Consider the following 19,235-nt stretch of genomic DNA (forward strand, 5'->3'; position numbering starts at 1 on the left):
ACTCAGAATCCGTTCCGTGACAACGCAAAGGATGCTCGATGTCGAAACGTAGATCCTCCCCGACCACGATCGCCATCTGGTCGTTGGTCATTGCCGGGCTGGCCGTGCTGCAGTTCCCCGGGATTCTCCTGTATCACGACGTGGCCGAGCCGCGGATCCTGGGGATGCCATTCATCTATGGCTTCAACCTGGTTGTCTGGGCGATCCTGTGCGTGGTGCTGTTCTGGGCCTACAAGGTGCACTGGGGCCGCCCCCGCCCGCACACGTCGGATGAGCGGTTCGAGGCGGAGGTGGACCAGTGAGCAACGCAGAGATTCTCGGACTCGGCGCGATCGCCGCCTTCCTCATGGTGCCGCTGATCATCGGGGCGTACTCGGCGACCAAGTCCGCGGGCACCGCCAGTGACTACTTCGTCCAGGGCCGGTCCATGGGGTCGATCGCGGTCTTCTTCACCGTCACCGCCACCTGGTGGAGCGCGTTCGCGTTCCTGGGTTCCAACGCCAGCTTCTATCTGGACGGCCCGCTGTACTGGACCGCCCTGGTCTGGAACATCTTCTTCGGGGTGATGTACTACTGGATCGGCAAGCGGGTCTGGTTCCACGGCAAGCGCGGCAACTACGTCACCGCCCGGGACTTCTTCGCCGACCTGTTCGGCTCCTCCCGTCTGGCCACCCTGGTCGCGGTGATCCTGGTGATCTTCACCCTGCCGCACCTGCAGATCCAACTCACCGGGGGCGCCTACCTGATGGAGGTCGCCTCCGGTGGCGCGCTGCCCTTCTGGCTCGGCGCGTTGCTGTTCTACCTGGTCATCATCATCTACGTGTGGGCCGGGGGCGTGCGGGCCATCGCCTGGACGGACATCTTCTACGGGGTGACCATCTTCGTGGGGCTGATCGCCGCCGGCATCTTCGTGGTCGGCGAGGTCGGCGGAATGGGCACCATGTTCGATGAGATCCAGCAGGTCCAGCCCGAGCACCTGATCCTTGCCGACGGACAGTGGATGACGTGGGTCGCGATGTTCCTCATCACCCCACTGGGTGCGCTGATGGGCCCGCAGATGTGGACTCGGATGTATGCCACGAGGAGTTCCCGGCTGTTCGACCTGATGCCGTTCCTGGTGGGGTTGATGGCGATCGCCTACATCGGTTCGATGCTGATCGGCAACACCGCGGCCGTGGTCCAGCCCGACGTCGACGAACCCGACCAGGTGTTGGCGGTGATGCTGCTCGACTACGCGCCCCTGGTGCTCGCCGTCGTGGTGATCGCCGCCGGGGCAGGGGCGGCGATGTCCACTGCGAACTCCCAGGTACATGCCCTCGGCGCCAGTTACACCATCGACTTCCACGAGAGGTACTTCCAGAAGAACCTGCCCGAACACAAGCGTGTGTGGGTAGGGCGTTGGGCGATCCTGGGCTTCTCCGCGATGGCCTACATCATGGCCCTGTACGTCCCCGGCCTCCTGGTCACGATCGGGCTGGTCGCCTTCGCCGGCCTGGCTCAGGTTGTGGTCCCCACCGTCGGGGCGTTGTTCTGGCGGCGGGCGAGCGTGGCCGGCGCCACCGCGGGCCTGCTGGTGGGCGTGATCAGCCTGGTCGTCTTCACCGCGCTCCCGGCCACGATCCCCGGACCCTTCTCCGTCGGTGGTGGCGGACTGCTGTCGTTGCTGCTGAACATCGTCGTCTTCGTCGGGGTGAGCTTGTTCACCAAGCCCCGCGATTCGCGCCTCCTGCTCAAACTGAGCCGGCGCAGGGATGACTTCGACCGGGAGCGGTTCAACGAGCCGGACCCGGAGGAGTTCGCCGACACCCTCCCGGATGACTCCCGTCGGTGGCCCTTCACCGAGCCGGGCGGCGGATCGGCCGGCCGGCCCGGAAGCGGACGATGACCATCGACCAGGTACAGAACGCCACGCACCAGCTCGACGTGCCCGCCTTCCTCGCCGATTTCCGTCACAGCACCACCTTCGGCGCGACCGTGGCCGGCGGGATCGACCGGCAGGCGGGCACGAGGGAGCACGGTGCGGTCCGGGACTGGTTCTGCTCCCGGGCCACAGACCTGGGGTTCGAGATCCGGGTCGACCAGATCGGCAACGTCTTCGCGTTGTGGTCCTGGGACCCGGGCGCGCCGTACCTGCTGGTCGGGTCCCACCTGGACAGCCAGCCCCTGGGTGGGCGCTTCGACGGCACCTATGGAGTGATCGCGGCGTTGCACGCCGCTCACGCGGTGGCCCGGGCGGCCACACGCGACGGGATCAGCCCCGGCCTGAACCTCGCCGTGGTGGACTGGTTCAACGAGGAGGGGGCCCGGTTCGCACCCTCCATCATGGGCAGTTCGGTCTTCGCCGGTCTGTTGGATCTGGATCGGGCGCTGGCCACCACCGACCCCCAGGGCGTCACCGTCGCCGAGGCGATCGGCGCAATCGGCTACCGAGGTGAAGCGGTGACGATCCCGGCGGGCGCCTACGCCGAGATACACATCGAGCAGGGACGGCGCCTGGAACAGTCCGGCATCCCCATCGGTGTGGTGCAGGAGAGCTGGTACACCCAGAAGCTCCTGGTCCGGGTGCTCGGCGAGCAGTCCCACACCGGCGCCACCGCGATGTCCGACCGGCGCGACGCCCTGGTGGCGGCCGCGCACGTGGTGCTGGAGGCGGAGCAGGTCACCGGCGAGTTTCCCTCGGGATCCATCGTGACGTCGGTGGGCAAGTTCGACGTGCGACCCAACTCCCCGATCGTGGTGCCCCGCCAGGTGGACCTGGTGCTGGACATCCGCGCCGACGACCCCGCGCACGTGGCGCGAGCCCGGGCGTTGTTGCTCGAGCGGATGGCTGACCTGGCCCGGCGCCGGAATGTGGAGATCAGCGCCGAGGACTTCGACATCCGCCCGGTGCAGCGCTTCCCGGCCGAAGGCGTGGACCTGGGCGCCAAGTCCGCGAGCGACGAGGGTGTGGAGTCGATGCTGCTGGCCACCATGGCCGGACACGATTCGGTCGCGATGAACAGGATCACCCCCTCGGTCATGCTGTTCGTGCCCTCGGTGGACGGGGTGTCCCACTGTGAGCGGGAATTCACCTCCGATGCGGACCTGGTGGTCGGGTTGAGGGTGCTCACCCAGGTCGTGCAGCGCCTGGTGAACCGGGAGATGGCCGAGGTGGCCCCGGCGTCCGGACCCTAACCGCGGCCCGCCGGCGCCAATGACAGCGCCGCGACCACGGCGATCTGCTCCTCCAGTTCGGCCACCGTGGCCGGCACCGGCAGGTCCGCATCCAGTACGTGCAGCACCAACTCGTCGGCGCCGATATGCACCGACAACGACCCGGGCATCAGGTTCATCAGGCTCGCCACCGCCACGCGGCCCGCCCCCGGCGGCAGTCGCATCGGGCATCGGACATAGCCCGGGTCCAGGTCCGGCCGCGGCGTCAGCGACCTGCGGGCCACGTCCAGCCCACCGTGCAGGGAGCGGCGCAGGAACCACCCGGTCAGCCGCACCAGCGCCCAGGTGCGCCGCAGCCGGCCGGCGCCGGGCCGGGGACCCCGGTAGGGCGCCAGCGCCAGGCTGGTCGCGACCGCGATCGGGACGACGACGGCGCCGTAGGCCCAGGTGGTCATGTCGCCTTCGGTCAGGACCCACCACAACAGGGCGAAGACCGCCATCCTGCGCACCAGTGAGGCGGCACGATGCCACCAACGGAACGGGGGTACCCGGTTGCCCATCATGCCCCCCACCAGGCCAGGATGACGAAGACCCCGGCCATGCCCAGGAACGTCAGTCCCGAGGCCCGCCACGTGGCCAGGTGCTGTTCCCCCAGGTTGAACCAGCGAGCCGGTGCGGGCACCCGCCGGGTGCCCACGGCGATGACGTCGCGACCCCGAGCGATCGACCGGCTGAGGGCCTGCACACCCTGACGGATCATGCTCGCCAGCCACTCCTCGGCGACCACCAGGTCCCCCGGTGGCACCGCCCGGCCGTCGGGGTGGGCGAGCCAGTCCGGCAGCGCCCGCGTCCCGGACAGGCGCAGTGCCAGCGCCGCAGCACCCACACCGGCCAGCACCGGCCAGCCCTGGGCCCACCAGGTGCCCAGGTCCCACCATCCCGGCACCGACACCTCGCCCCCGCCCGCTGCGGTCCACAGCACCAACGGGATCGAGGCGCCGATGAGTCCCACCCAGCCCAGCAGCATGATGTCCACCCCACGCGAGCCGGCCCGGCTGTGCCCCAGCAGCCACACCGCCCGGGCCAGCAGCACCGTGGACCCCATGCCCACCAGCACCAGTGCCGAGGCGACGTCGAGGCCGGCCACCAGCACGCCGTCGGCGGCTTCCTTGGCCGAGTACTTGGCCAGGTAGCCGCTGGTCCAGGGCAACCCGGCCAGGGAGAGTCCGGCCACCGCGAATCCGGCGATCACCACCACCCGGCCCGAACCGGCGCCGTGGGCTCCCCACAGGCCCACCCCGAAGAAGAGGGCGGCCTTGATGATCCCGTGGTGCAGGGCGTAGAGCACGGCCGCGGCCACGAGCACCGGTGCGCCGTCCGGGTCGATCAGGGCGGCCCCCACCAGCGCCGAGAGCATCCCCATCTGACTGATCGAGGAGTAGGCCAGCACCGCCTTGGTCTTGGCCTGCATCACGCCCAGCAGCACCGCCAGGTAGGCCCCGGCCAGGCCGCCCACCACGAACACCAGGCCCCAGGTGGGCATCGCAACCTCGCCCAGGGGCAGCATCCGCAACCACCCGGCGAGCCCGCCGGTGATCATCGCCCCGGACAGCACCGCGCTGGCCGGTGTGGGTGCCGCCGGGTGCGCCAGCGGCAGCCACACGTGCAGGGGCACCACACCGACCTTGATGCCGAACCCGAGCCAGAGCAGCGCCACGATCAGACCGGTGTGCCCCGATGCGGCCACCCGTTCGGCCGTCACCGCCAGTTCCAGACCACCGGCGCGCACCACCAGCATCGCGGCCACCAGCACCGCCGCCTCCCCGAGGACGGCCAGGAACAGGTAGATCCGGCCGGAGCGCCGCGCATCGGCGGTGCGGTCGTGGATCACCAGGGCATATCCCACCAGGCTCATCACGGTGAAACACAGATACAGGGTGACCACGTCCGCGGCGACGAACACCCCGGCGTTGGCCACGAAGCACAGCAGCAGCAAGCCACTCAGCGCCGATGGCCTGGGCAGATCGGAACGGGCCACCATGACCAGGGCCAGCCCGTACAACACCGCCGCCAGCACCAGGAGGGGCCGGCCCACGTCGTCGATCCGGAACGTGGTGCCCACCAGGAGCCAGTCCATCGCCACCTCGACCCCGTCCGGGGCGGTCGACCCCAGCCATGCTGCCGGGAGCACGGTGACCGGCGCCAGGGAGGTCAGCAACAGGCGAGACTTCTCGGCCAGGTGGTCCGGGAGCAGCCCGGCCATCGCGAGTCCCAGCGCCACCAGTAGCGGCAGCGCTGCGGTGCCGATCCAGAGCGCGGTCATGAGTAGCTCCTGACCGCGACGAGTTCCGCCAGCGACAGTGGCGAGTAGCCGAGACCGGCCAGCACCCCCACGGCAAGGGCGAAGACGGCCGTCAGCAGCGCCGGAACCAGGAGCGGCAGCGGGGCCTCCACCCCGTGGCGCTGGTGGGTATCCGCACCCTGCCAGGCGGCGCCCTCGTCCGGGTCCTTGAACCACAGGACGTAGATGATGGGCAGGAAGTAGGCGGCGTTGAGCAGGGTGGAGGCGGCCAGCACGCCCAGCACCCACGGCTGCCCGGCCTCCAGGGCGCCCACTCCGAGGTACCACTTGGACACGAACCCGGCCATCGGCGGGATACCGATCATGCCCAGCGCGGCCACGGTGAAGGACGCCGAGGACACCGGCATCCGGCGGCCCACCCCGGCCAGTTGGCTCACTCTCGTCAGCCCCAGCACCTCGGCGAACAGGCCGGCGCAGAAGAACAGGCTGACCTTCATCAGTCCCTGGTGCACCAGGTGCGCGATGCCCCCGGTGGTGGCGGTGACCGCGAGCAGGGTGGCGCCCAGGGTGATGTAGGAGACCTGGCTGACGGTGGAATAGGCCAGCCGGGCCTTCAACTCGTCCTGGGCGAGCGCACGCACCGAGCCGTACACGATGGTGACCCCGGCCAGTACCGCCAGCGGCGTCAGCACGCCCAGGTCGGAGGCCAGGTGCACCCCGAACACGTCGTGGACCACCCGGATGATCCCGAACACGCCCGCCTTGACCACGGCCACCGCGTGCAGCAGCGCACTGACCGGCGCCGGGGCGACCATCGCGATCGGTAGCCAGCCGTGCACCGGCACCAGCGCCGCCTTGACCGCCAGCCCGGCGATCAGCACCGCGAAGATCCCCACCGCCGTGCCGGGATCGGCGGCTGCGAGTTCGATGACCTCCTCGGCACCCCGGGAGCGGAACTCCACCGGCCCGGCCACCGCCGTCAGCCAGGCCACCCCGCCCAGCAGCACGATCCCGCCGGTGACGGTGTAGGCCAGGTAGGTGCGCGCTCCGCGCAGGGCCGCCTTGGTGCCCCGATGGGCCACCAGGGGGTAGGTGACCAGGGTGAGGACCTCGAAGAAGAGCAGGAAGGTGACCAGGTTCCCCGAGAGCGCGATCCCCACCGTGGCGGTCACGCACAGGCTGAAGAAACCGAAGAACCGGGACCGGTTCGCGGAAGTCTCCAGATACCCGATCGCATAGATCGTGGTGAGCAGCCACAGGAGGGTGGACAGGCCCACGAACAGCAGCGCCAGCGGATCGGTAATCAGCACCAGGTCCACCCCGGGCAGCAGTTGCTGGCGGTACTCCAGGCGCAGCCCGGAGGTCACCGGGGGCACCAGCGCGATCACCAACCCGACCTTGATGATCGCACCGGCCAGGTTCAGTGTGGTGCGCCAGCGCACCTGGTGCTCGCGCAGCCCGAAGATCACCAACCCCGGCAGCAGCGAGGTGAGCAGGATCGCCAGCGGAATCCAGCTGGCCTGGGTGACGGTCTCGTTCACGGGATCCCCCCGATGGGCAGCGCCGGGGCGAGAAACTCCGCCAGCGGCACCGCCAGCAGCCCGGTCCCCACCGCCACGACCGCGAGGAGCAGCGCGATCGCCGGCATCCGGGCCGGCACCGCCACCGGCTGCTGGCGGCCGGCCGACCCGGGTTCATCGAAGGTGGCTCGCACCACCCGGGCGGTGTAGGCGAAGGTGAGCAGCCCGCCCCCGAGCAGCGCCGCCAGCCACCACCACTGCCCTCCCTGGAGTGAGGCCTGGAGCAGTTGCCACTTGCCGGCGAACCCCAGCGTGGGGGGCATCCCGGCCAGGACCACCCCGGAGACAGCGAAGGCCAGCACCGTCCCGGGCATCCGGTTGACCGCACCGACCAGACCGTCCAGGTCATCCCCGCGGTGGGCCAGGGCGAGCACCCCGGCGGCCATGAACATCGCCGCCTTGGCCAGTGCGTGGGACAGCACCATCAGCAGCACCCCCACCCAGGCCGCCTGAGCGGCAAGTGCTGCCGGGCTGCCCGCCGGCGCGCCCAGGGACGGGGCGAGGTAGGCGAACAACAGGAAGAAGTACCCGACCTGGGCCACGGTGGAGTAGGCCACCACCGACTTCAGCCGGTCCTGCCGCAAGGCCACCACGTTGCCCCACACCACCGCGACGCAGCCCAGCACGCCGAGCACGGTCGGCAAGCCCGCCAACGGCGGGGCGGCGGCGTCGAACACCACGTACCAGACCCGGATGAGCAGGTACAGCGAGGCCTTGATGACCAACGCAGACAACAGCGGACTCACCGCTGACGGGGCTGCTGCGTGGGCTGAGGGTAACCAGGTGTGCGCCGGGAACAGCGCGGTCTTCAGCGCCATCCCCGCGGTGATCAGCACCAGGGCCACCGACGCGGTGGCGCCGGCGGTCAGCACCTGCCCGGCCCCGGCCATGTCCAGCGTGCCGGTCTGTGCATAGACCAGCGCCACACCGAACAGGTAGGCCAGCGACCCCAGCACCGCCACGAACAGGTACCGAAGGCCGGGGCGCCACGCCGAACGCCCACCGAGTACCACCAGTGCCACCGCGGACAGGCCCATCAGTTCCAGCGCCACGTAGGCGTTGAACAGGTGCGCGGTGACGTACACGGCGTTCAGCCCGGACCACAGCATCGCCACCAGGGGCCAGAACGCCTCGCTGCCGCGCACCCGCGATGTCCCGGTGGCGTACAGCAGCACCAACACGCTCACCACGGCCGTCATCGCCAGCATCAGGGCGCTGAGCGCGTCCACCCGCAGCTCGATCCCCAACGGCGCACGCCACCCGGCCATCCGGTACTGCACCTCCGCCCCGGAAGCGACGTCGAGGACCACCGCCACCACCATCGCGGTGAGGCCCAGCCCGAGGGTCACGGTGAGCCAGGGCCGCCACCGGGGCCGCACCAGCGCCAGGACCACCGCACCGGCGAGCGGGGCCAGCACCAGAGCGGGCAGCAGGCCGCCCATCAGCACTCACCCCCGGGCGCCTCGGAGCGACCGGACCCGGAGGGCAGTTCCCGAGATGCCCCCGGCGCCTCGTCCGGCTCGGCCGCGCCGTCCGGCCCCCGGCTGGATGCGCCCCCCGGCGCCTCGATCCGGCGGATGAGCACCAGCGCCAGCCCGGTCACCGAGACGGTGATGACGATGCCGGTCAGTACCAGCGCGTGCGGAACCGTGTCGGGCGGGTCGGTGCGTGCGGCGAGCGCCACCAACACCATCAGCACACCACCACTGGCGATGTTCAGGGCGATCACCCGGCGAACCAGGTCGGTGGTGGTGAGCAGTCGCACGATGCCCAGCACAGCCAGGGCGACCGCCAGGATCACGAACACATCGGAGCGCATCACACCCGATCACCAGCCGCGGCGTTGATCCGGTCCATCAGCACCAGCAGCACCGCCAGGGTGGCCCCGATACTGAGCATCAAGATCGCCTCCAGGCCGAGGATCACCCCGCCGGCCCAGCGCTCCCCCAGCACCAGCCAGCCCCCGGCCAGCGCCACGCTCACGGCCGCCAGCAGCAGAAACGCCGCCAGGCCGGCCAGGAGCACCGGGCGCACCCACCGCTCCATCGAGCGCCGCGGGCCGAGGCCGGCCAGGTAGATCATCAGCACCGCGCCGGTGAGCAGTGCGCCGGCCTGGAAGGCTCCTCCGGGACGGGTGGACCCCGCCACCAGCAGCCAACCGAGGAGCAGGACCAGGACCGGCACCACGACCCGCACCATCGCCCCCATCGGTCCGGTGTCCGGCACGGGCTCGGGCAACAGCCGCCCACCCGGCGCCAGGGCCAGGGCACCCAGCGCGGCCGCGGCCAGCACCCCGATCTCCAGCAGGGTGTCGTAACTGCGGAAGTTCAACAGCACCGCCGTCACCGGATGCGACACCCCGGTTGCCGCCATCTCCCCCCGGGCCACCGCGCCCGGGCCGGTGACGGTCTGCCACTGCCACACCGCACCGAGCAGGGCCATCGCCAGCACCGCGGCAAGTGCCCCGCCGAGCAGGCCGTACCAGGGGCCCGGGCGGTGGCCGGCACCGGCCAGGGCTCGCGGCGGTTCGGGGGTGGCGGTCACCGCGTTCATGACCAGCACGCCCGTCACCCCGGCACCGAGCACCGCCTCGGCGATCGCCACGTCCGGTGCGTGCAGCCAGGCCCACGAGACCGCCAGGAGCACACCGAACACCAGGAACATCGCCGCGGCATGCACCCGCGAACGGCCGAACAGCGCGTAGCCGGCAACCGCGAACAGGCCCACGGCCAGCACGACGTCGAAGGCTCCCACCGCTTCCATCAGCGCGTCCGCGGCCCGCGGCCGCTGCTGCCGGCCTCCTCATCACGACCGACCAGGTCATCATCCGGCGCAGCGCCGTCGTCGTCGGCCTCGGATGCCTCGGTCATCGCCGATACCGCGGCGACCTCGGACCGGTCGGCGAGCAGGTAGGAACTGGTGGCCGCGGCAAGGAGGGCGAGCAGCCAGATCAGCACGAGCTTCACCGCGACCGCCACACTCGACTGCAGCGCCAGGGCCGCCAGCACCAGCCCGAGGCCCAGGTTGTCGGCCTTGACCAGGGCGTGCAGCCGGTTGTTCAGGTCCGGGAAGCGCAGCAGACCCACCGTGCCGGCCCCGAAGAAGGCGCACCCGGCCACAGCCAGCACCACCGAGACCACGTCCAGGATCATCGGCGCGCCCGCAGGGTTCGGACCCGGGCCAACACCACCAGGGCGGCCAGTGCCACCAGGGCCAGCGCAGCATCGCGCAGTGCCGCCACCACCATCACGTGGGCAAGCACCGCCAGCACGGCGGTGGCGGTGGTGCCCATCAACAGCAGGGCCAGCAGCCGGTCGTGGTCGGCCGGCCCGCGCACCACCCGGACCAGTGAGACGAGCACGTTGATCACCAGGAAGACGACAGCCCCGTACAGGACGGCATCGATCACAGGGGTCTCCATGGTGGGGAGTGGAAGACGACGTAGGCGACCATCCGGCCGAGCCCTACCACCCTATGCGCCACCGCTCGGCGTGCCACCGGTGGGGACTCAGCCCGGCGGACCGGGCGGTCCGCCGTCGGCCTCTCCTGCGGCAGCCACGCCGGGTCGGACGGATGATCGGTCACGGTCGCCGGAATCGCGTGGACGCAACCGGCCGGCCCCGGAACGGGTGCGACGACCGGCAAGGGCCAACGCGACACTGATCGCCCCCAGCCCGACCAACTCCCACGAGGTGGGCCGTTGACCCAGCACCAGCAGCGCGATCACGGTCGCCGAAGCGGGCAACAGGGCGTTCAGCAGCGCGAAGGTCGCCATCCGCAGCCGTTTCAGGGTGACCTGGTCCAGCATGTAGGGGATCACCGAGGTGAGCACCCCAACGGCGACCACCACCACGAACACGTCCATCGACAGCGCCGGCCCCGCCCACGGCGCAGCGATCGGGGCGAACAGTACCGAGGCCACGGCGGTGCCCACCGCCAGGGAGGAGATGCCGTCCCGTTCGGTCACGATCCGGCCACCCAGCAGCATGTACACCGCCCACGCGGAGCCTGCCGCCAGCGCACAGACGATCCCGAGCAGGAGGTACCAGCCCGATTCGGCACCGGCCCAGTCCAGCCCGAGCACCGAGATCGCTACCACGCCGAACGCGGCCAGCACGATCGCCACCCGCTGCCGCAGCGTGCGCCCGCCCCAGGCGGCCACGGCGACCGGCCCGGCGAACTCGATCGCCACGGCCGCACCGAGCGGCAGGTACTCGATGGAGATGTAGAACAGCATGTTCATCGCCATCAGCACCACGCCGAAGACCGCGCTCTGGGCGAACGTGCGGCGGGTCCAGTGCTGGCGCCGCCAGGGTTGCACCAGCACCAGCAGGATCAGTGCGCACACCACCGAACGAAGCCACGCCACCGTGTGCGCGGGCATCAGCGGGTACAGTCCGACGGCGATCGCCGCGCCCAGGTACTGGGAGGCACCGGCGATCAGGAACAGCAGCGGCGCCGGGACCCGGTCCAGAGGGTTCCTCATGCCCATTCCACCTCGGTAGCCAGGACCCGGTGATCGGAGACGGCCAGCCGGTGCGATGCGGTGTTCGCGGTGGTCCCGCCCCGGACCAGGATGTGATCGATCTGTCGGAGCGGGGTGCCGGCGGGGAAGGTCAGCGCCTCGGGCAGGTGCCAGTCCGGGGCGATCTTGCGCACCGTGCGGGTGGGCAGGTTGAAGTCTCCGGCCACGATCGCGCGCCGGGCCAGCCCGTCCACGCCGGTGAGCAGGGTCTGCAACTGTCGCCAGGCCACCGGCGGCAACAGGGACAGGTGGGTACATGCCACCGCGAAAGGGCCGTCTGGGCCCTGCAGCACCGCGGCCAGCCCCACCCGGGGTTCGTGCACCCACCAGCCCGGCCGCAGTCCCTTCAGGGTGGGCAGGCGCTGCACCCCCTGGGGCAGCCGCGTGGCGAACCAGGCGGTGATCGGGAACCGGCTGGCCAACGCCACCCCGTATGCCGGGCCGGGATACTCTCCGATCGGATCGGCCATCCAGCGCAGCCCGCGCACGTTTCCGGCCAGCGCGGCTGCATACCGGTGGTGCGGCAGACCGAGGGCCTCGGCGATGACCGCCACCTGGTCGATTCGGTTGCTGCGGTTCTGGTACCTGTCCACCTCCTGCAGCACCACCACGTCCGTCTGGATCCCGGTGAAGGCGGCCGCCAGTTCGGGGCCGGTGGTGGGCACACCACCGGCCGATAGGCCCGACTGAATGTTCGCAGACAGCACGCGCAGGGGGGTCATCAGGTGGCCTTCATCAGTCGGTGGCCTCCGGGGCGAATCTCATTGCGACCGAGTTCATGCAATACCGGTCACCGGTCGGAGTCTGGGGGGCGTCGTCGAACAGGTGCCCAAGGTGGGAGCCGCACGAGGCGCAGCGCACCTCGGTGCGGACCATGCCCAGGGACCGGTCCTCGAGCAGTTCCACCGCGTCACCGGCGCTCGGTTGGTAGAAACTGGGCCAGCCGCAGTGGGCGTCGAACTTGGTCTCGGAGCGGAACAGCTCCGCCCCGCAGGCCCGGCAGGAGTAGATCCCCACCCGGTCCTCATACAGCAGTTCCCCGGTGCCGGGCCGTTCGGTGCCGGCCTGCCGGAGCACCTGGTACTCGGCGGGGTCGAGTTCGGCCCGCCACTGCTCCTCGGTCTTGGACACCTCGTAGTCGTTCTTCACCTCACGCATGCCTCTATCCTCGCCCATGATGGCGCAGGTGTCCCAGCGGACTGTCACGGCGTCCCAGCACATCGGCATCGCCGGGCCGGGCGCCCGCTATTCGTAGCCGCTGCCAAGCAGACGACGACGCAACTCCCGCCCGGCGAGTTCGGTGCGCGAGGTGGTGCCCGAGGCCGCCAGCAGCGCCGAGACGTGCACCGCGACCGTGCGCTGGGAGCAGCCCAGTCGCCCAGCGATGTCCCGGTTGCTCCAGCCCTCGACGAGGAGGTCGAGCACCCGGCGTTGGGCGGGGGTGCCCGGCACCGAGGGAGTCACCTGCTCCACCGCTGCTTCGACTCGCTGCAGTACTCGTCCGGGCCAGTGCCGCACGATGGTGCGGGCCTGTGCGAGATCCTGGGCGGCAGCGGTGTGCAGCCCGGTCCGGCCGCGTTCGGCAGCACGCACCAACAGGATCCGCGCCCGTTCCGGGGCCCGTTGCCGGGTGATGTCCGCGGCCTCGAACAGGTCGGGGTCGACCGGCCTGCCCTCCCGGTGGCGAAGTTGCACCTCGGCTGCCGCATGTAGCGCCGGATGCTCCAGCCCACCGGGCAGGGTCCGGTCCAGGAACGTCCGCACCTTCGCTGCCGGAAGACCGTCCTCCAGGGCCACCTGGGCGGCCAGCCACGCGCGGTTCGGCCGGGTGGCGTGCCCGGCGCGGGTAGTGCACCGGGTGTAGGCGCGCAGGGCGGCCTCCACTGAGCCCGCCCCCGCGGCCGCGGCGATCACCCCACCCAGGTAGGCGTACACGCGCACCCATGGCAGGTCCACCCCCACGCTGGCCGTGAGGGCCTGCTGGCCGTAGTGCCGAGCGTGGTCCTCCCAACCACGCTCCCAGGCCAGTTGGGCCGCCTTGGTCAGCAGCGCCACCTGTTCGTTGCGGTGTTTGTCCCGGTCGATGTCGCTGAGGGCGTGGTCCCAGGCGCGCGCCCACTGCCCGGTGTGGAAGCCCAGATCCACTGCCTGGCGCACGACCGTTCCGGGGTCGCGCAACTGCTCGCTGAGCACGCGGGCGCGGGACACCCAGATCCAGGCCTGCGCCTCCCCGTGCCCACTGCCCAGGGCCGCCTCGATACCGGCCAGCCGCAGCACCAGTGCTCCGGTGATGGCGCGGATGCGCGCTCCCACCAGCGCCGGATCACCGCTGGTGGCCACGGCGTCGAGGTCGGCCACGGCCTCGGCGATGGCCTCCTCGTTCCGGCGCCCGGCGGAGATCGCCCCGCCGCGGGCAAGGGCGTGGCTGACCCGCGCATCGGCCACCGCTGCACGTACCGCGTCGTCCCGCGCGGTCGGTCCTGCCTCGCCGAGCGGGCGGTCCCGTTCCGCCGGGCTCGGCTGCCCGGCCGCTCCGGGCTGCCCGGCCGACTCGGCCGCCAGCGCCAGGCACTGCGATGCGGCAGCGAGTGCCTCGGTAGCGCGTTCGGCGCGCACGCACGCCACCGACCGCTCGGCCAGCACCAGGATCTGGAGGCGGCGGTCGGCTCCGGCCAGTTCCTCGGCCTGCGCCAGTGCCGCCCAGGTCCCGGCAGCATCACCCAGGAGCCACCTGGCCCGGGCGTCCTGGAGCAACCGTGCGCACCGGGAATCGACCGACGTCATCTACGCATTATTGACTAGGTTCACATCACAGCGTCGGACCATCCTGGATGGCGTGAACGAGTGGGCACTGGACCTGCAGTCGCTACGACGCACCTTCCGTCGCCGCGGCCAGGTAGAACGCATCGCCCTGGACAACGTGGACCTACGCCTGCCCGCCCGCGCCTCGAGCGGGCTGGTGCACGGGCTGCTGGGTCCCAACGGAGCGGGCAAGACCACGATCTGCAAGATCGTCGCCACGGTGCTGCTGCCGACCTCCGGCCGCGCCCGCGTGCTCGGTCACGATGTGGTCACCGAGGCTGCCGCCGTGCGTCGCCTGATCGGGATCGTCTTCGGAGGTGAGCGGGGCCTGTACGACCGGCTCAGCGCGATGGAGAACCTGCAGTTCTGGTGCGCCATGCACGGCCTGGGTGCCCGGGCCGGGCGGCGGCGCTCGACCGAACTGCTGGAGCGGCTCGGCCTCGGCGAACGGGCGACGGAGAAGGTGGAGACCTTCAGCCGGGGAATGAAGCAGCGCCTGCACCTGGCCCGCGGCCTGGTCGCCGAACCGAGGGTGCTGTTGCTGGACGAGCCGACCGTCGGCATGGACCCGGTCTCCGCCCGCGACTTCCGAACCCTGGTCACCGAACTGCGGGGCGAGGGCCGCACGGTGCTGCTCACCACCCACGACATGGCCGAGGCCCAGGCTCTGTGCGACTCGGTCACGTTCATCGATCAGGGCCGGGTCCTGGGCACCGGCCCACCGGCGCAGGTCCGGGCCATGGTGGCCGGCTCCCAGCAGATCACGGTGGACGACGTCGACCCCGCTTCTGCGGAAGCGCTCACCGGCGCACTGGGTACCCTGCCCGACGCGGCCGAGCGGATCCACGCCGTGCACGACGCGCGCTCGGGCGTGCTGCAGATCACCGTCAGCGGCGGCGCCGAGGCCGTCTCGACCGCCCTGCGTACCGTGCTGGCCGCCGGACACACCCAGATCACCTCCGCTCCGCCGTCGCTGGAGGATGTCTACCTGGATCTGCTCGGGACCGATGCCGCCGGGCAGCGCCGCGGGATGGACGTGTGATCGGCCCGGCCCGGGCGGGTTTCGCCCACCAGGTGCGCATGATGCGGGGCACCCCGGACTGGTTCCTGGCGCTGTTCACCGCACCGCTGCTCACCGCGGTCTTCGTCTCGATCTTCACCCACGCCGGGCGAGGTGACCTGAGCAGTTACGGCGTGCTGGCTCCGGCGCTGATGGCGTTGTGGGCGATGTCGTTGCAGACCGCCGGGGAGTTGATCTCCCGGGAACGGGAGAACGGCTCCCTGGAGGCGTTGCTTGCCGCACCGGCCCCGTTCGCCGCGGTGCTGTTCGGCCGGATCAGCGCGGTCACGAGCATCTCCATGGTGGCCTTCGCCGAGTCCTGGCTGGTGGGCTGGGCACTGACCGGGGACCCGGTGAGGATCATCCATCCGGGCCTGTTCGTGATCACCGTCGCGCTGACCGTGGTGGCGATGACCGGGTGGGCCGGGGTGATGGCGTGCGTGTTCGTGCTGGCCCGCTCGGCGCGCACGTTCCAGAACTCGCTGAGTTACCCGTTCTTCGTGCTCGGTGGGGTGATCGTGCCGGTGGCGCTGCTCCCGGACTGGCTGACGTGGCCGGCCCGGGCGGTGTTCCTGTCCTGGTCAGCGGACCTGCTGCGCGATTCCCTCGCCACCGGTCCGGTCGACGCCGCGGCCCTGCGGCTGCTGATCGTGGCCCTGCTCGGAGCGGTCGGGTTCGTGCTCAGCCACGTGCTGCTCGACCGGACGCTGCGCCGGGTGCGGATGACGGGGAGGCTGGCTCATGCCTGAGCGCGTGCTACCCGGCCACCGGGTCCCCGGGCCGTGGGCGATCGTCCGGGCCGCCACCCGCACCGCATTCGCCGACATGCGCGCCACCTACACGCCGCTGACCTGGAGCGTCGGCTGGCTCGGCCGGATCCTGATGCAGGTGACGTTCTTCGCCCTGATCGGGCTGCTGCTCGATGACCCCGGGGCGGTGCTCTACCTGTTCATCGGCCAGGCAGTGATGGCGTGTGTGGTGGAGGTGTTCATGTCGGTGCCCTCCACCACCTGGGAACGGTTCGCCGGGACCATGGGGTTGCTGGTGGCCGCACCAGGGCCGCTGTGGCCGGTGTTCGTGGGCCGTTCGGTGCAGTGGCTGCCCAGCGGGATCGCCACCGCCGGTATTGCGCTTTTCGCCCTCGGGCCACTGTTCGGGGTGGGCTGGAGCCTGGCCGGTGCCCTGGGAGCCTTCGCGATGCTGGTGCTCACCGCGACCACGATGTACGCGGTGGCGCTGTTCGTGGCTGCGCTGGTGCTGCGCGGGCCCCGGTGGCGCAACGTGGCCAGCAACGTCAGCCACACCCTGGTCATGCTGATCACCGGCGTGACCGTGCCGACGCTCATCTGGCCGGCGTGGCTTCAGGTCGCCGGGCAGGGCCTGCCGATCACCCACGGGCTGGGCGCGATCCGTGATCTGCAGGCCGGCACCGCCGACGCCGGTTCGCTCGCGGTGGCCGCCGGCGCCGCACTGGGCGCTGGCCTGGTGTGGTTCGCGCTCGCGGCCGTGGCGTTCACCGCCTTCGCCGGGTCCGGCCGGCGCGACGGCAGCATCGATCTGCAGGAGTGATCAGGCCGGCGTCACCAGCCGCGACCGACGCGGTGCGGTGGCCCGGACCGCGGAACGCGGACCCGGTGATCCTGGCGGTCAGCGCTCGCGTTCCTCGTCGGGCAACTCCGGGTCGGCTCCCGGGCCCCCACTATGGGTCGGTTGCTGCTCGTCCTGGGGTGTGTCCCCATGCTGGGAGCCGGGCACGTTGTCCTGGTCCGCCTCTGGCTTCGGGCGGGAGGTCCCCTCCGATGTCATCACAGTCCTCCTCATTCGGGTGGCGCCATCTCAGGCTAGGTGGCCCGACCCGCCGCCGCGACTCGGGCCCGGAGAGTCCCTACCGGGCCAGACCGCAGCACTGTCGGTGGGCACCTGCGCCCGGTCGGACATCCCGTAGTCACGGCTGACCCCGGCGACGCGCAGCCGATAGTGGGCGAACACCTCGGTGATCCCGGCCCGTTGCGCGTCCCGGTGTGCGGCGTTCGTGCGCCACGTGCGCACCGCGTCCTCATCGCGCCAGAACGACAGCGACAGCACTTTGCCCGGGTCGGTCAGGCTCTCGAATCGTTCGATGGAGATGAACCCGTCCACGTCCTCCAGCTCGGCGCGCAACTGCCCCGCCAGGTCGAAGTACCGCTCTCGCTGAGCCGGTTCGGGCCATACTTCGAAGATGACCGCGATCATCCCAGAGCTCCCGGGGCGTGCGGACCGGAGACCGGCCGGGTGAAGAGGCGCTCCTCCGACCGGATGAACTGTCGTTGCCTGGCGAACTCGTAGTTGCGCCGTCCCAGCGGATCCTGCGCCAGTCGTTGCCGGTACGTCTCATAGGAGGCCAGGTCGGGGAGGGTGTAGATCCCGTAGGCAGTGGTCAGTGAACCTTCATGGGGAGCGAAATAGCCCAGCAGGTCGGCGCCCGAGCGGGGGATCGCCTCCCCCCAGGTCCGGGCATAGTGCTCGAAGTCCCCCTGCCGGTAGGGATCGATCTCGTAGCGAATGATGCACGTGATGGCCATGTGCCTCTCCTGGGTGGCTCGATGGGTATCGGTCCCTGCCGAGTCAACCCTGCGATGTTTCGGGCTGCGCCGAAGTGGTCATCGGTACCGTAAGAACCGTGACGTCCGAACGGCTGGTCCTCGTCGGCGCGATGCTGGCCGACCGCAGCCGGGTCGCCCTGCTCACCGCCCTGTTCGACGGCCGCGCGTACACGGTGACCGAGCTCGCCCGGCACGTGGGCGTGGCCACCGCCACCGCCAGTGAACATCTGGCCAGGCTGCGCGATGCCGCCCTGGTGACCGTGGAGCCCTCCGGGCGGCACCGTTACTACCGGCTCGCCGGACCCGAGGTCGCCGAGATGCTGGAGTCGCTCGGTGCCGACCCCGCCGCGGCACCACCCCGACCGCATCCCGCCGGCCTGGACCTGGCCCGCAGTTGCTACGACCACCTCGCCGGAGCGGTCGCCGTGGCCGTGTACGAGGACTGCGTCCGCGCCGGCTATCTGACGCAGGAAGAAGGGTCGGCGCTCCGGCTGACCACCATCGGGCGCACGTTCTTCGACGATCTGGGCGTAACGGCTGCCGTTGCCCGTACGGACCGGCCGCTGGCCCGGCGGTGCCTGGACTGGACCGAACGGCGTCCCCATCTGGGCGGACTTCTGGGTGCCGGCCTGCTCGCGTGGCTGTTGGCCCACGGCTGGGTGGTCCGCGGCGACAGACCCCGCACGATCCGGTTGACCAGGGCCGGCCAGCACCATCTGCCGAGCCACTTTCCCGGCGTCTTCAATGGCAGGCCCTGACGTCCGCGTGCCAGCATGAGCCCATGCGCCTGTGGTCACTGCACCCGCGATACCTGGATCGGCAGGGACTGCTGGCGTGCTGGCGGGAGGCCCTGCTGGCCCAAGCCGTGCTGACCGGACGTACCGTCGGCTACCGCGGCCATCCTCAGTTGGACCGGTTCCGGACCACCCCGGACCCTGCCGGCTCGGTCCGGTGCTACCTGCGGCACGTCGCCGACGAGGCCGACGCCCGAGGCTACCGGTTCGACCGCACGCGCATCGACAACGCACCTCCCGCGGAAGCCCCCGTCGCAGTCACCTCGGGGCAGGTGGAGTTCGAACGAGCCCACCTGCGGGCCAAACTCGTGCACCGCAGCCCGGCGACGGTAGCGACCCTGGACGCCGATGACCCACCGGACCCGCATCCGCTGTTCATGGTGGTCCCCGGTCCCGTGGAGCCCTGGGAGCGGGGCTGAACCGGTTCGCCGCTCCGC

The 19,235-nt window shown here is 70.9% G+C and carries 23 protein-coding genes; 8 read left to right on the forward strand and 15 right to left on the reverse strand.

Annotation, left to right across the window (positions count from 1 at the left end; genetic code table 11):
• The first annotated feature begins 38 nt into the window (after positions 1–38).
• The 3 genes from ACPL7H_RS00795 to ACPL7H_RS00805 are packed head-to-tail and all read left to right on the forward strand — an operon-like array spanning position 39 to position 3,174.
• Positions 39–302 (forward strand): hypothetical protein, encoded by a 264-nt coding sequence (locus tag ACPL7H_RS00795; protein ID WP_424786836.1) that lies wholly within the window; start codon positions 39–41, stop codon positions 300–302.
• On the forward strand, positions 299–1,885 hold the full coding sequence (locus ACPL7H_RS00800) for a sodium:solute symporter family protein (protein ID WP_424786837.1): 1,587 nt from the start codon (positions 299–301) through the stop codon (positions 1,883–1,885). Before ACPL7H_RS00795 ends, ACPL7H_RS00800 begins: the two co-directional genes overlap by 4 nt.
• Positions 1,882–3,174: a M20 family metallo-hydrolase gene (locus ACPL7H_RS00805; RefSeq protein WP_424795287.1), complete on the forward strand. Its 1,293-nt coding sequence runs from the start codon at positions 1,882–1,884 to the stop codon at positions 3,172–3,174. Before ACPL7H_RS00800 ends, ACPL7H_RS00805 begins: the two co-directional genes overlap by 4 nt.
• On the opposite strand, the gene ACPL7H_RS00810 is transcribed toward ACPL7H_RS00805, so the two are convergent.
• From ACPL7H_RS00810 to ACPL7H_RS00865, 12 genes are all read right to left on the reverse strand, one after another.
• Positions 3,171–3,716 carry a Na+/H+ antiporter subunit E gene (locus ACPL7H_RS00810; protein ID WP_424795776.1) on the reverse strand — a complete coding sequence of 182 codons (546 nt, stop codon included), beginning with the start codon at positions 3,714–3,716 and terminating at the stop codon, positions 3,171–3,173. The genes ACPL7H_RS00805 and ACPL7H_RS00810 overlap by 4 nt on opposite strands.
• The gene (locus ACPL7H_RS00815) at positions 3,713–5,476 is read right to left on the reverse strand and encodes a complex I subunit 5 family protein (protein ID WP_424795288.1); all 1,764 of its coding nucleotides are present in this window, start codon (positions 5,474–5,476) and stop codon (positions 3,713–3,715) included. The genes ACPL7H_RS00810 and ACPL7H_RS00815 overlap by 4 nt, the downstream gene beginning before the upstream one ends.
• Positions 5,473–6,996 carry a complex I subunit 5 family protein gene (locus ACPL7H_RS00820; protein ID WP_424795289.1) on the reverse strand — a complete coding sequence of 508 codons (1,524 nt, stop codon included), beginning with the start codon at positions 6,994–6,996 and terminating at the stop codon, positions 5,473–5,475. The genes ACPL7H_RS00815 and ACPL7H_RS00820 overlap by 4 nt, the downstream gene beginning before the upstream one ends.
• Positions 6,993–8,477 carry a complex I subunit 5 family protein gene (locus tag ACPL7H_RS00825; RefSeq protein ID WP_424795290.1) on the reverse strand — a complete coding sequence of 495 codons (1,485 nt, stop codon included), beginning with the start codon at positions 8,475–8,477 and terminating at the stop codon, positions 6,993–6,995. Before ACPL7H_RS00825 ends, ACPL7H_RS00820 begins: the two co-directional genes overlap by 4 nt.
• Complete coding sequence (locus ACPL7H_RS00830; RefSeq protein WP_424795777.1) at positions 8,477–8,854, reverse strand: NADH-quinone oxidoreductase subunit K; 378 nt, start codon at positions 8,852–8,854, stop codon at positions 8,477–8,479. Before ACPL7H_RS00830 ends, ACPL7H_RS00825 begins: the two co-directional genes overlap by 1 nt.
• Entirely contained in the window at positions 8,854–9,798 is a 945-nt protein-coding gene (locus ACPL7H_RS00835) for a hydrogenase subunit MbhD domain-containing protein (RefSeq protein ID WP_424795291.1), read from the reverse strand. Before ACPL7H_RS00835 ends, ACPL7H_RS00830 begins: the two co-directional genes overlap by 1 nt.
• On the reverse strand, positions 9,798–10,187 hold the full coding sequence (locus ACPL7H_RS00840; protein WP_424795292.1) for a monovalent cation/H(+) antiporter subunit G: 390 nt from the start codon (positions 10,185–10,187) through the stop codon (positions 9,798–9,800). Before ACPL7H_RS00840 ends, ACPL7H_RS00835 begins: the two co-directional genes overlap by 1 nt.
• Complete coding sequence (locus tag ACPL7H_RS00845) at positions 10,184–10,456, reverse strand: hypothetical protein (RefSeq protein ID WP_424795293.1); 273 nt, start codon at positions 10,454–10,456, stop codon at positions 10,184–10,186. The genes ACPL7H_RS00840 and ACPL7H_RS00845 overlap by 4 nt, the downstream gene beginning before the upstream one ends.
• Positions 10,457–10,543: 87 nt before the next feature.
• Positions 10,544–11,521 carry an EamA family transporter gene (locus ACPL7H_RS00850; protein ID WP_424795294.1) on the reverse strand — a complete coding sequence of 326 codons (978 nt, stop codon included), beginning with the start codon at positions 11,519–11,521 and terminating at the stop codon, positions 10,544–10,546.
• Complete coding sequence (locus tag ACPL7H_RS00855; protein WP_424786847.1) at positions 11,518–12,282, reverse strand: endonuclease/exonuclease/phosphatase family protein; 765 nt, start codon at positions 12,280–12,282, stop codon at positions 11,518–11,520. Before ACPL7H_RS00855 ends, ACPL7H_RS00850 begins: the two co-directional genes overlap by 4 nt.
• A 13-nt stretch (positions 12,283–12,295) precedes the next feature.
• Positions 12,296–12,718: a peptide-methionine (R)-S-oxide reductase MsrB gene (gene msrB / locus ACPL7H_RS00860; protein WP_424786848.1), complete on the reverse strand. Its 423-nt coding sequence runs from the start codon at positions 12,716–12,718 to the stop codon at positions 12,296–12,298.
• An 87-nt stretch (positions 12,719–12,805) separates the two neighbouring features.
• Positions 12,806–14,344: a LuxR C-terminal-related transcriptional regulator gene (locus ACPL7H_RS00865; RefSeq protein ID WP_424795295.1), complete on the reverse strand. Its 1,539-nt coding sequence runs from the start codon at positions 14,342–14,344 to the stop codon at positions 12,806–12,808.
• A 52-nt stretch (positions 14,345–14,396) separates the two neighbouring features.
• Between ACPL7H_RS00865 and ACPL7H_RS00870 the strand changes: the two genes are divergently transcribed.
• Genes ACPL7H_RS00870 through ACPL7H_RS00880 form a run of 3 tightly spaced genes read left to right on the forward strand, consistent with a single transcriptional unit; the run spans position 14,397 to position 16,991 of the window.
• Positions 14,397–15,404 (forward strand): ABC transporter ATP-binding protein, encoded by a 1,008-nt coding sequence (locus ACPL7H_RS00870; RefSeq protein WP_424795296.1) that lies wholly within the window; start codon positions 14,397–14,399, stop codon positions 15,402–15,404.
• On the forward strand, positions 15,401–16,171 hold the full coding sequence (locus ACPL7H_RS00875) for an ABC transporter permease (RefSeq protein WP_424795297.1): 771 nt from the start codon (positions 15,401–15,403) through the stop codon (positions 16,169–16,171). Before ACPL7H_RS00870 ends, ACPL7H_RS00875 begins: the two co-directional genes overlap by 4 nt.
• The gene (locus ACPL7H_RS00880; RefSeq protein ID WP_424786852.1) at positions 16,164–16,991 is read left to right on the forward strand and encodes an ABC transporter permease; all 828 of its coding nucleotides are present in this window, start codon (positions 16,164–16,166) and stop codon (positions 16,989–16,991) included. Before ACPL7H_RS00875 ends, ACPL7H_RS00880 begins: the two co-directional genes overlap by 8 nt.
• 78 nt (positions 16,992–17,069) lie before the next feature.
• Here ACPL7H_RS00880 and ACPL7H_RS00885 read toward each other — a convergent pair whose 3' ends face one another.
• From ACPL7H_RS00885 to ACPL7H_RS00895, 3 genes are read right to left on the reverse strand one after another with little or no spacing between them, the layout of a single operon-like run.
• Complete coding sequence (locus tag ACPL7H_RS00885) at positions 17,070–17,228, reverse strand: hypothetical protein (protein WP_424786853.1); 159 nt, start codon at positions 17,226–17,228, stop codon at positions 17,070–17,072.
• A 30-nt stretch (positions 17,229–17,258) separates the two neighbouring features.
• Positions 17,259–17,654, reverse strand: a complete 396-nt coding sequence (locus tag ACPL7H_RS00890; protein WP_424786854.1) for an antibiotic biosynthesis monooxygenase family protein — start codon at positions 17,652–17,654, stop codon at positions 17,259–17,261.
• Positions 17,651–17,983 (reverse strand): NIPSNAP family protein, encoded by a 333-nt coding sequence (locus ACPL7H_RS00895; RefSeq protein WP_424795298.1) that lies wholly within the window; start codon positions 17,981–17,983, stop codon positions 17,651–17,653. The genes ACPL7H_RS00890 and ACPL7H_RS00895 overlap by 4 nt, the downstream gene beginning before the upstream one ends.
• A 98-nt stretch (positions 17,984–18,081) precedes the next feature.
• Between ACPL7H_RS00895 and ACPL7H_RS00900 the strand changes: the two genes are divergently transcribed.
• Complete coding sequence (locus ACPL7H_RS00900) at positions 18,082–18,762, forward strand: ArsR/SmtB family transcription factor (protein ID WP_424786856.1); 681 nt, start codon at positions 18,082–18,084, stop codon at positions 18,760–18,762.
• A gap of 23 nt (positions 18,763–18,785) precedes the next feature.
• Positions 18,786–19,217 (forward strand): pyrimidine dimer DNA glycosylase/endonuclease V, encoded by a 432-nt coding sequence (locus ACPL7H_RS00905; RefSeq protein WP_424786857.1) that lies wholly within the window; start codon positions 18,786–18,788, stop codon positions 19,215–19,217.
• The last annotated feature ends 18 nt before the right edge of the window (positions 19,218–19,235 follow it).

This window comes from Pseudactinotalea sp. Z1732, assembly GCF_049724975.1.
Taxonomy (GTDB): Bacteria; Actinomycetota; Actinomycetes; order Actinomycetales; family Beutenbergiaceae; genus CALKWS01.

Coding starts and splice junctions, on each gene's coding strand:
- ACPL7H_RS00805 (WP_424795287.1), top strand. CDS start 1,882: ATGACCATCGACCAGGTACAGAACGCCACGCACCAGCTCGACGTGCCC.
- ACPL7H_RS00890 (WP_424786854.1), bottom strand. CDS start 17,654: ATGATCGCGGTCATCTTCGAAGTATGGCCCGAACCGGCTCAGCGAGAG.
- ACPL7H_RS00850 (WP_424795294.1), bottom strand. CDS start 11,521: ATGAGGAACCCTCTGGACCGGGTCCCGGCGCCGCTGCTGTTCCTGATC.
- ACPL7H_RS00845 (WP_424795293.1), bottom strand. CDS start 10,456: ATGGAGACCCCTGTGATCGATGCCGTCCTGTACGGGGCTGTCGTCTTC.
- ACPL7H_RS00795 (WP_424786836.1), top strand. CDS start 39: ATGTCGAAACGTAGATCCTCCCCGACCACGATCGCCATCTGGTCGTTG.
- msrB (WP_424786848.1), bottom strand. CDS start 12,718: ATGCGTGAGGTGAAGAACGACTACGAGGTGTCCAAGACCGAGGAGCAG.
- ACPL7H_RS00840 (WP_424795292.1), bottom strand. CDS start 10,187: ATGATCCTGGACGTGGTCTCGGTGGTGCTGGCTGTGGCCGGGTGCGCC.
- ACPL7H_RS00835 (WP_424795291.1), bottom strand. CDS start 9,798: ATGGAAGCGGTGGGAGCCTTCGACGTCGTGCTGGCCGTGGGCCTGTTC.
- ACPL7H_RS00895 (WP_424795298.1), bottom strand. CDS start 17,983: ATGGCCATCACGTGCATCATTCGCTACGAGATCGATCCCTACCGGCAG.
- ACPL7H_RS00815 (WP_424795288.1), bottom strand. CDS start 5,476: ATGACCGCGCTCTGGATCGGCACCGCAGCGCTGCCGCTACTGGTGGCG.
- ACPL7H_RS00905 (WP_424786857.1), top strand. CDS start 18,786: ATGCGCCTGTGGTCACTGCACCCGCGATACCTGGATCGGCAGGGACTG.
- ACPL7H_RS00830 (WP_424795777.1), bottom strand. CDS start 8,854: ATGCGCTCCGATGTGTTCGTGATCCTGGCGGTCGCCCTGGCTGTGCTG.
- ACPL7H_RS00880 (WP_424786852.1), top strand. CDS start 16,164: ATGCCTGAGCGCGTGCTACCCGGCCACCGGGTCCCCGGGCCGTGGGCG.
- ACPL7H_RS00855 (WP_424786847.1), bottom strand. CDS start 12,282: ATGACCCCCCTGCGCGTGCTGTCTGCGAACATTCAGTCGGGCCTATCG.
- ACPL7H_RS00865 (WP_424795295.1), bottom strand. CDS start 14,344: ATGACGTCGGTCGATTCCCGGTGCGCACGGTTGCTCCAGGACGCCCGG.
- ACPL7H_RS00885 (WP_424786853.1), bottom strand. CDS start 17,228: ATGACATCGGAGGGGACCTCCCGCCCGAAGCCAGAGGCGGACCAGGAC.
- ACPL7H_RS00810 (WP_424795776.1), bottom strand. CDS start 3,716: ATGATGGGCAACCGGGTACCCCCGTTCCGTTGGTGGCATCGTGCCGCC.
- ACPL7H_RS00825 (WP_424795290.1), bottom strand. CDS start 8,477: ATGGGCGGCCTGCTGCCCGCTCTGGTGCTGGCCCCGCTCGCCGGTGCG.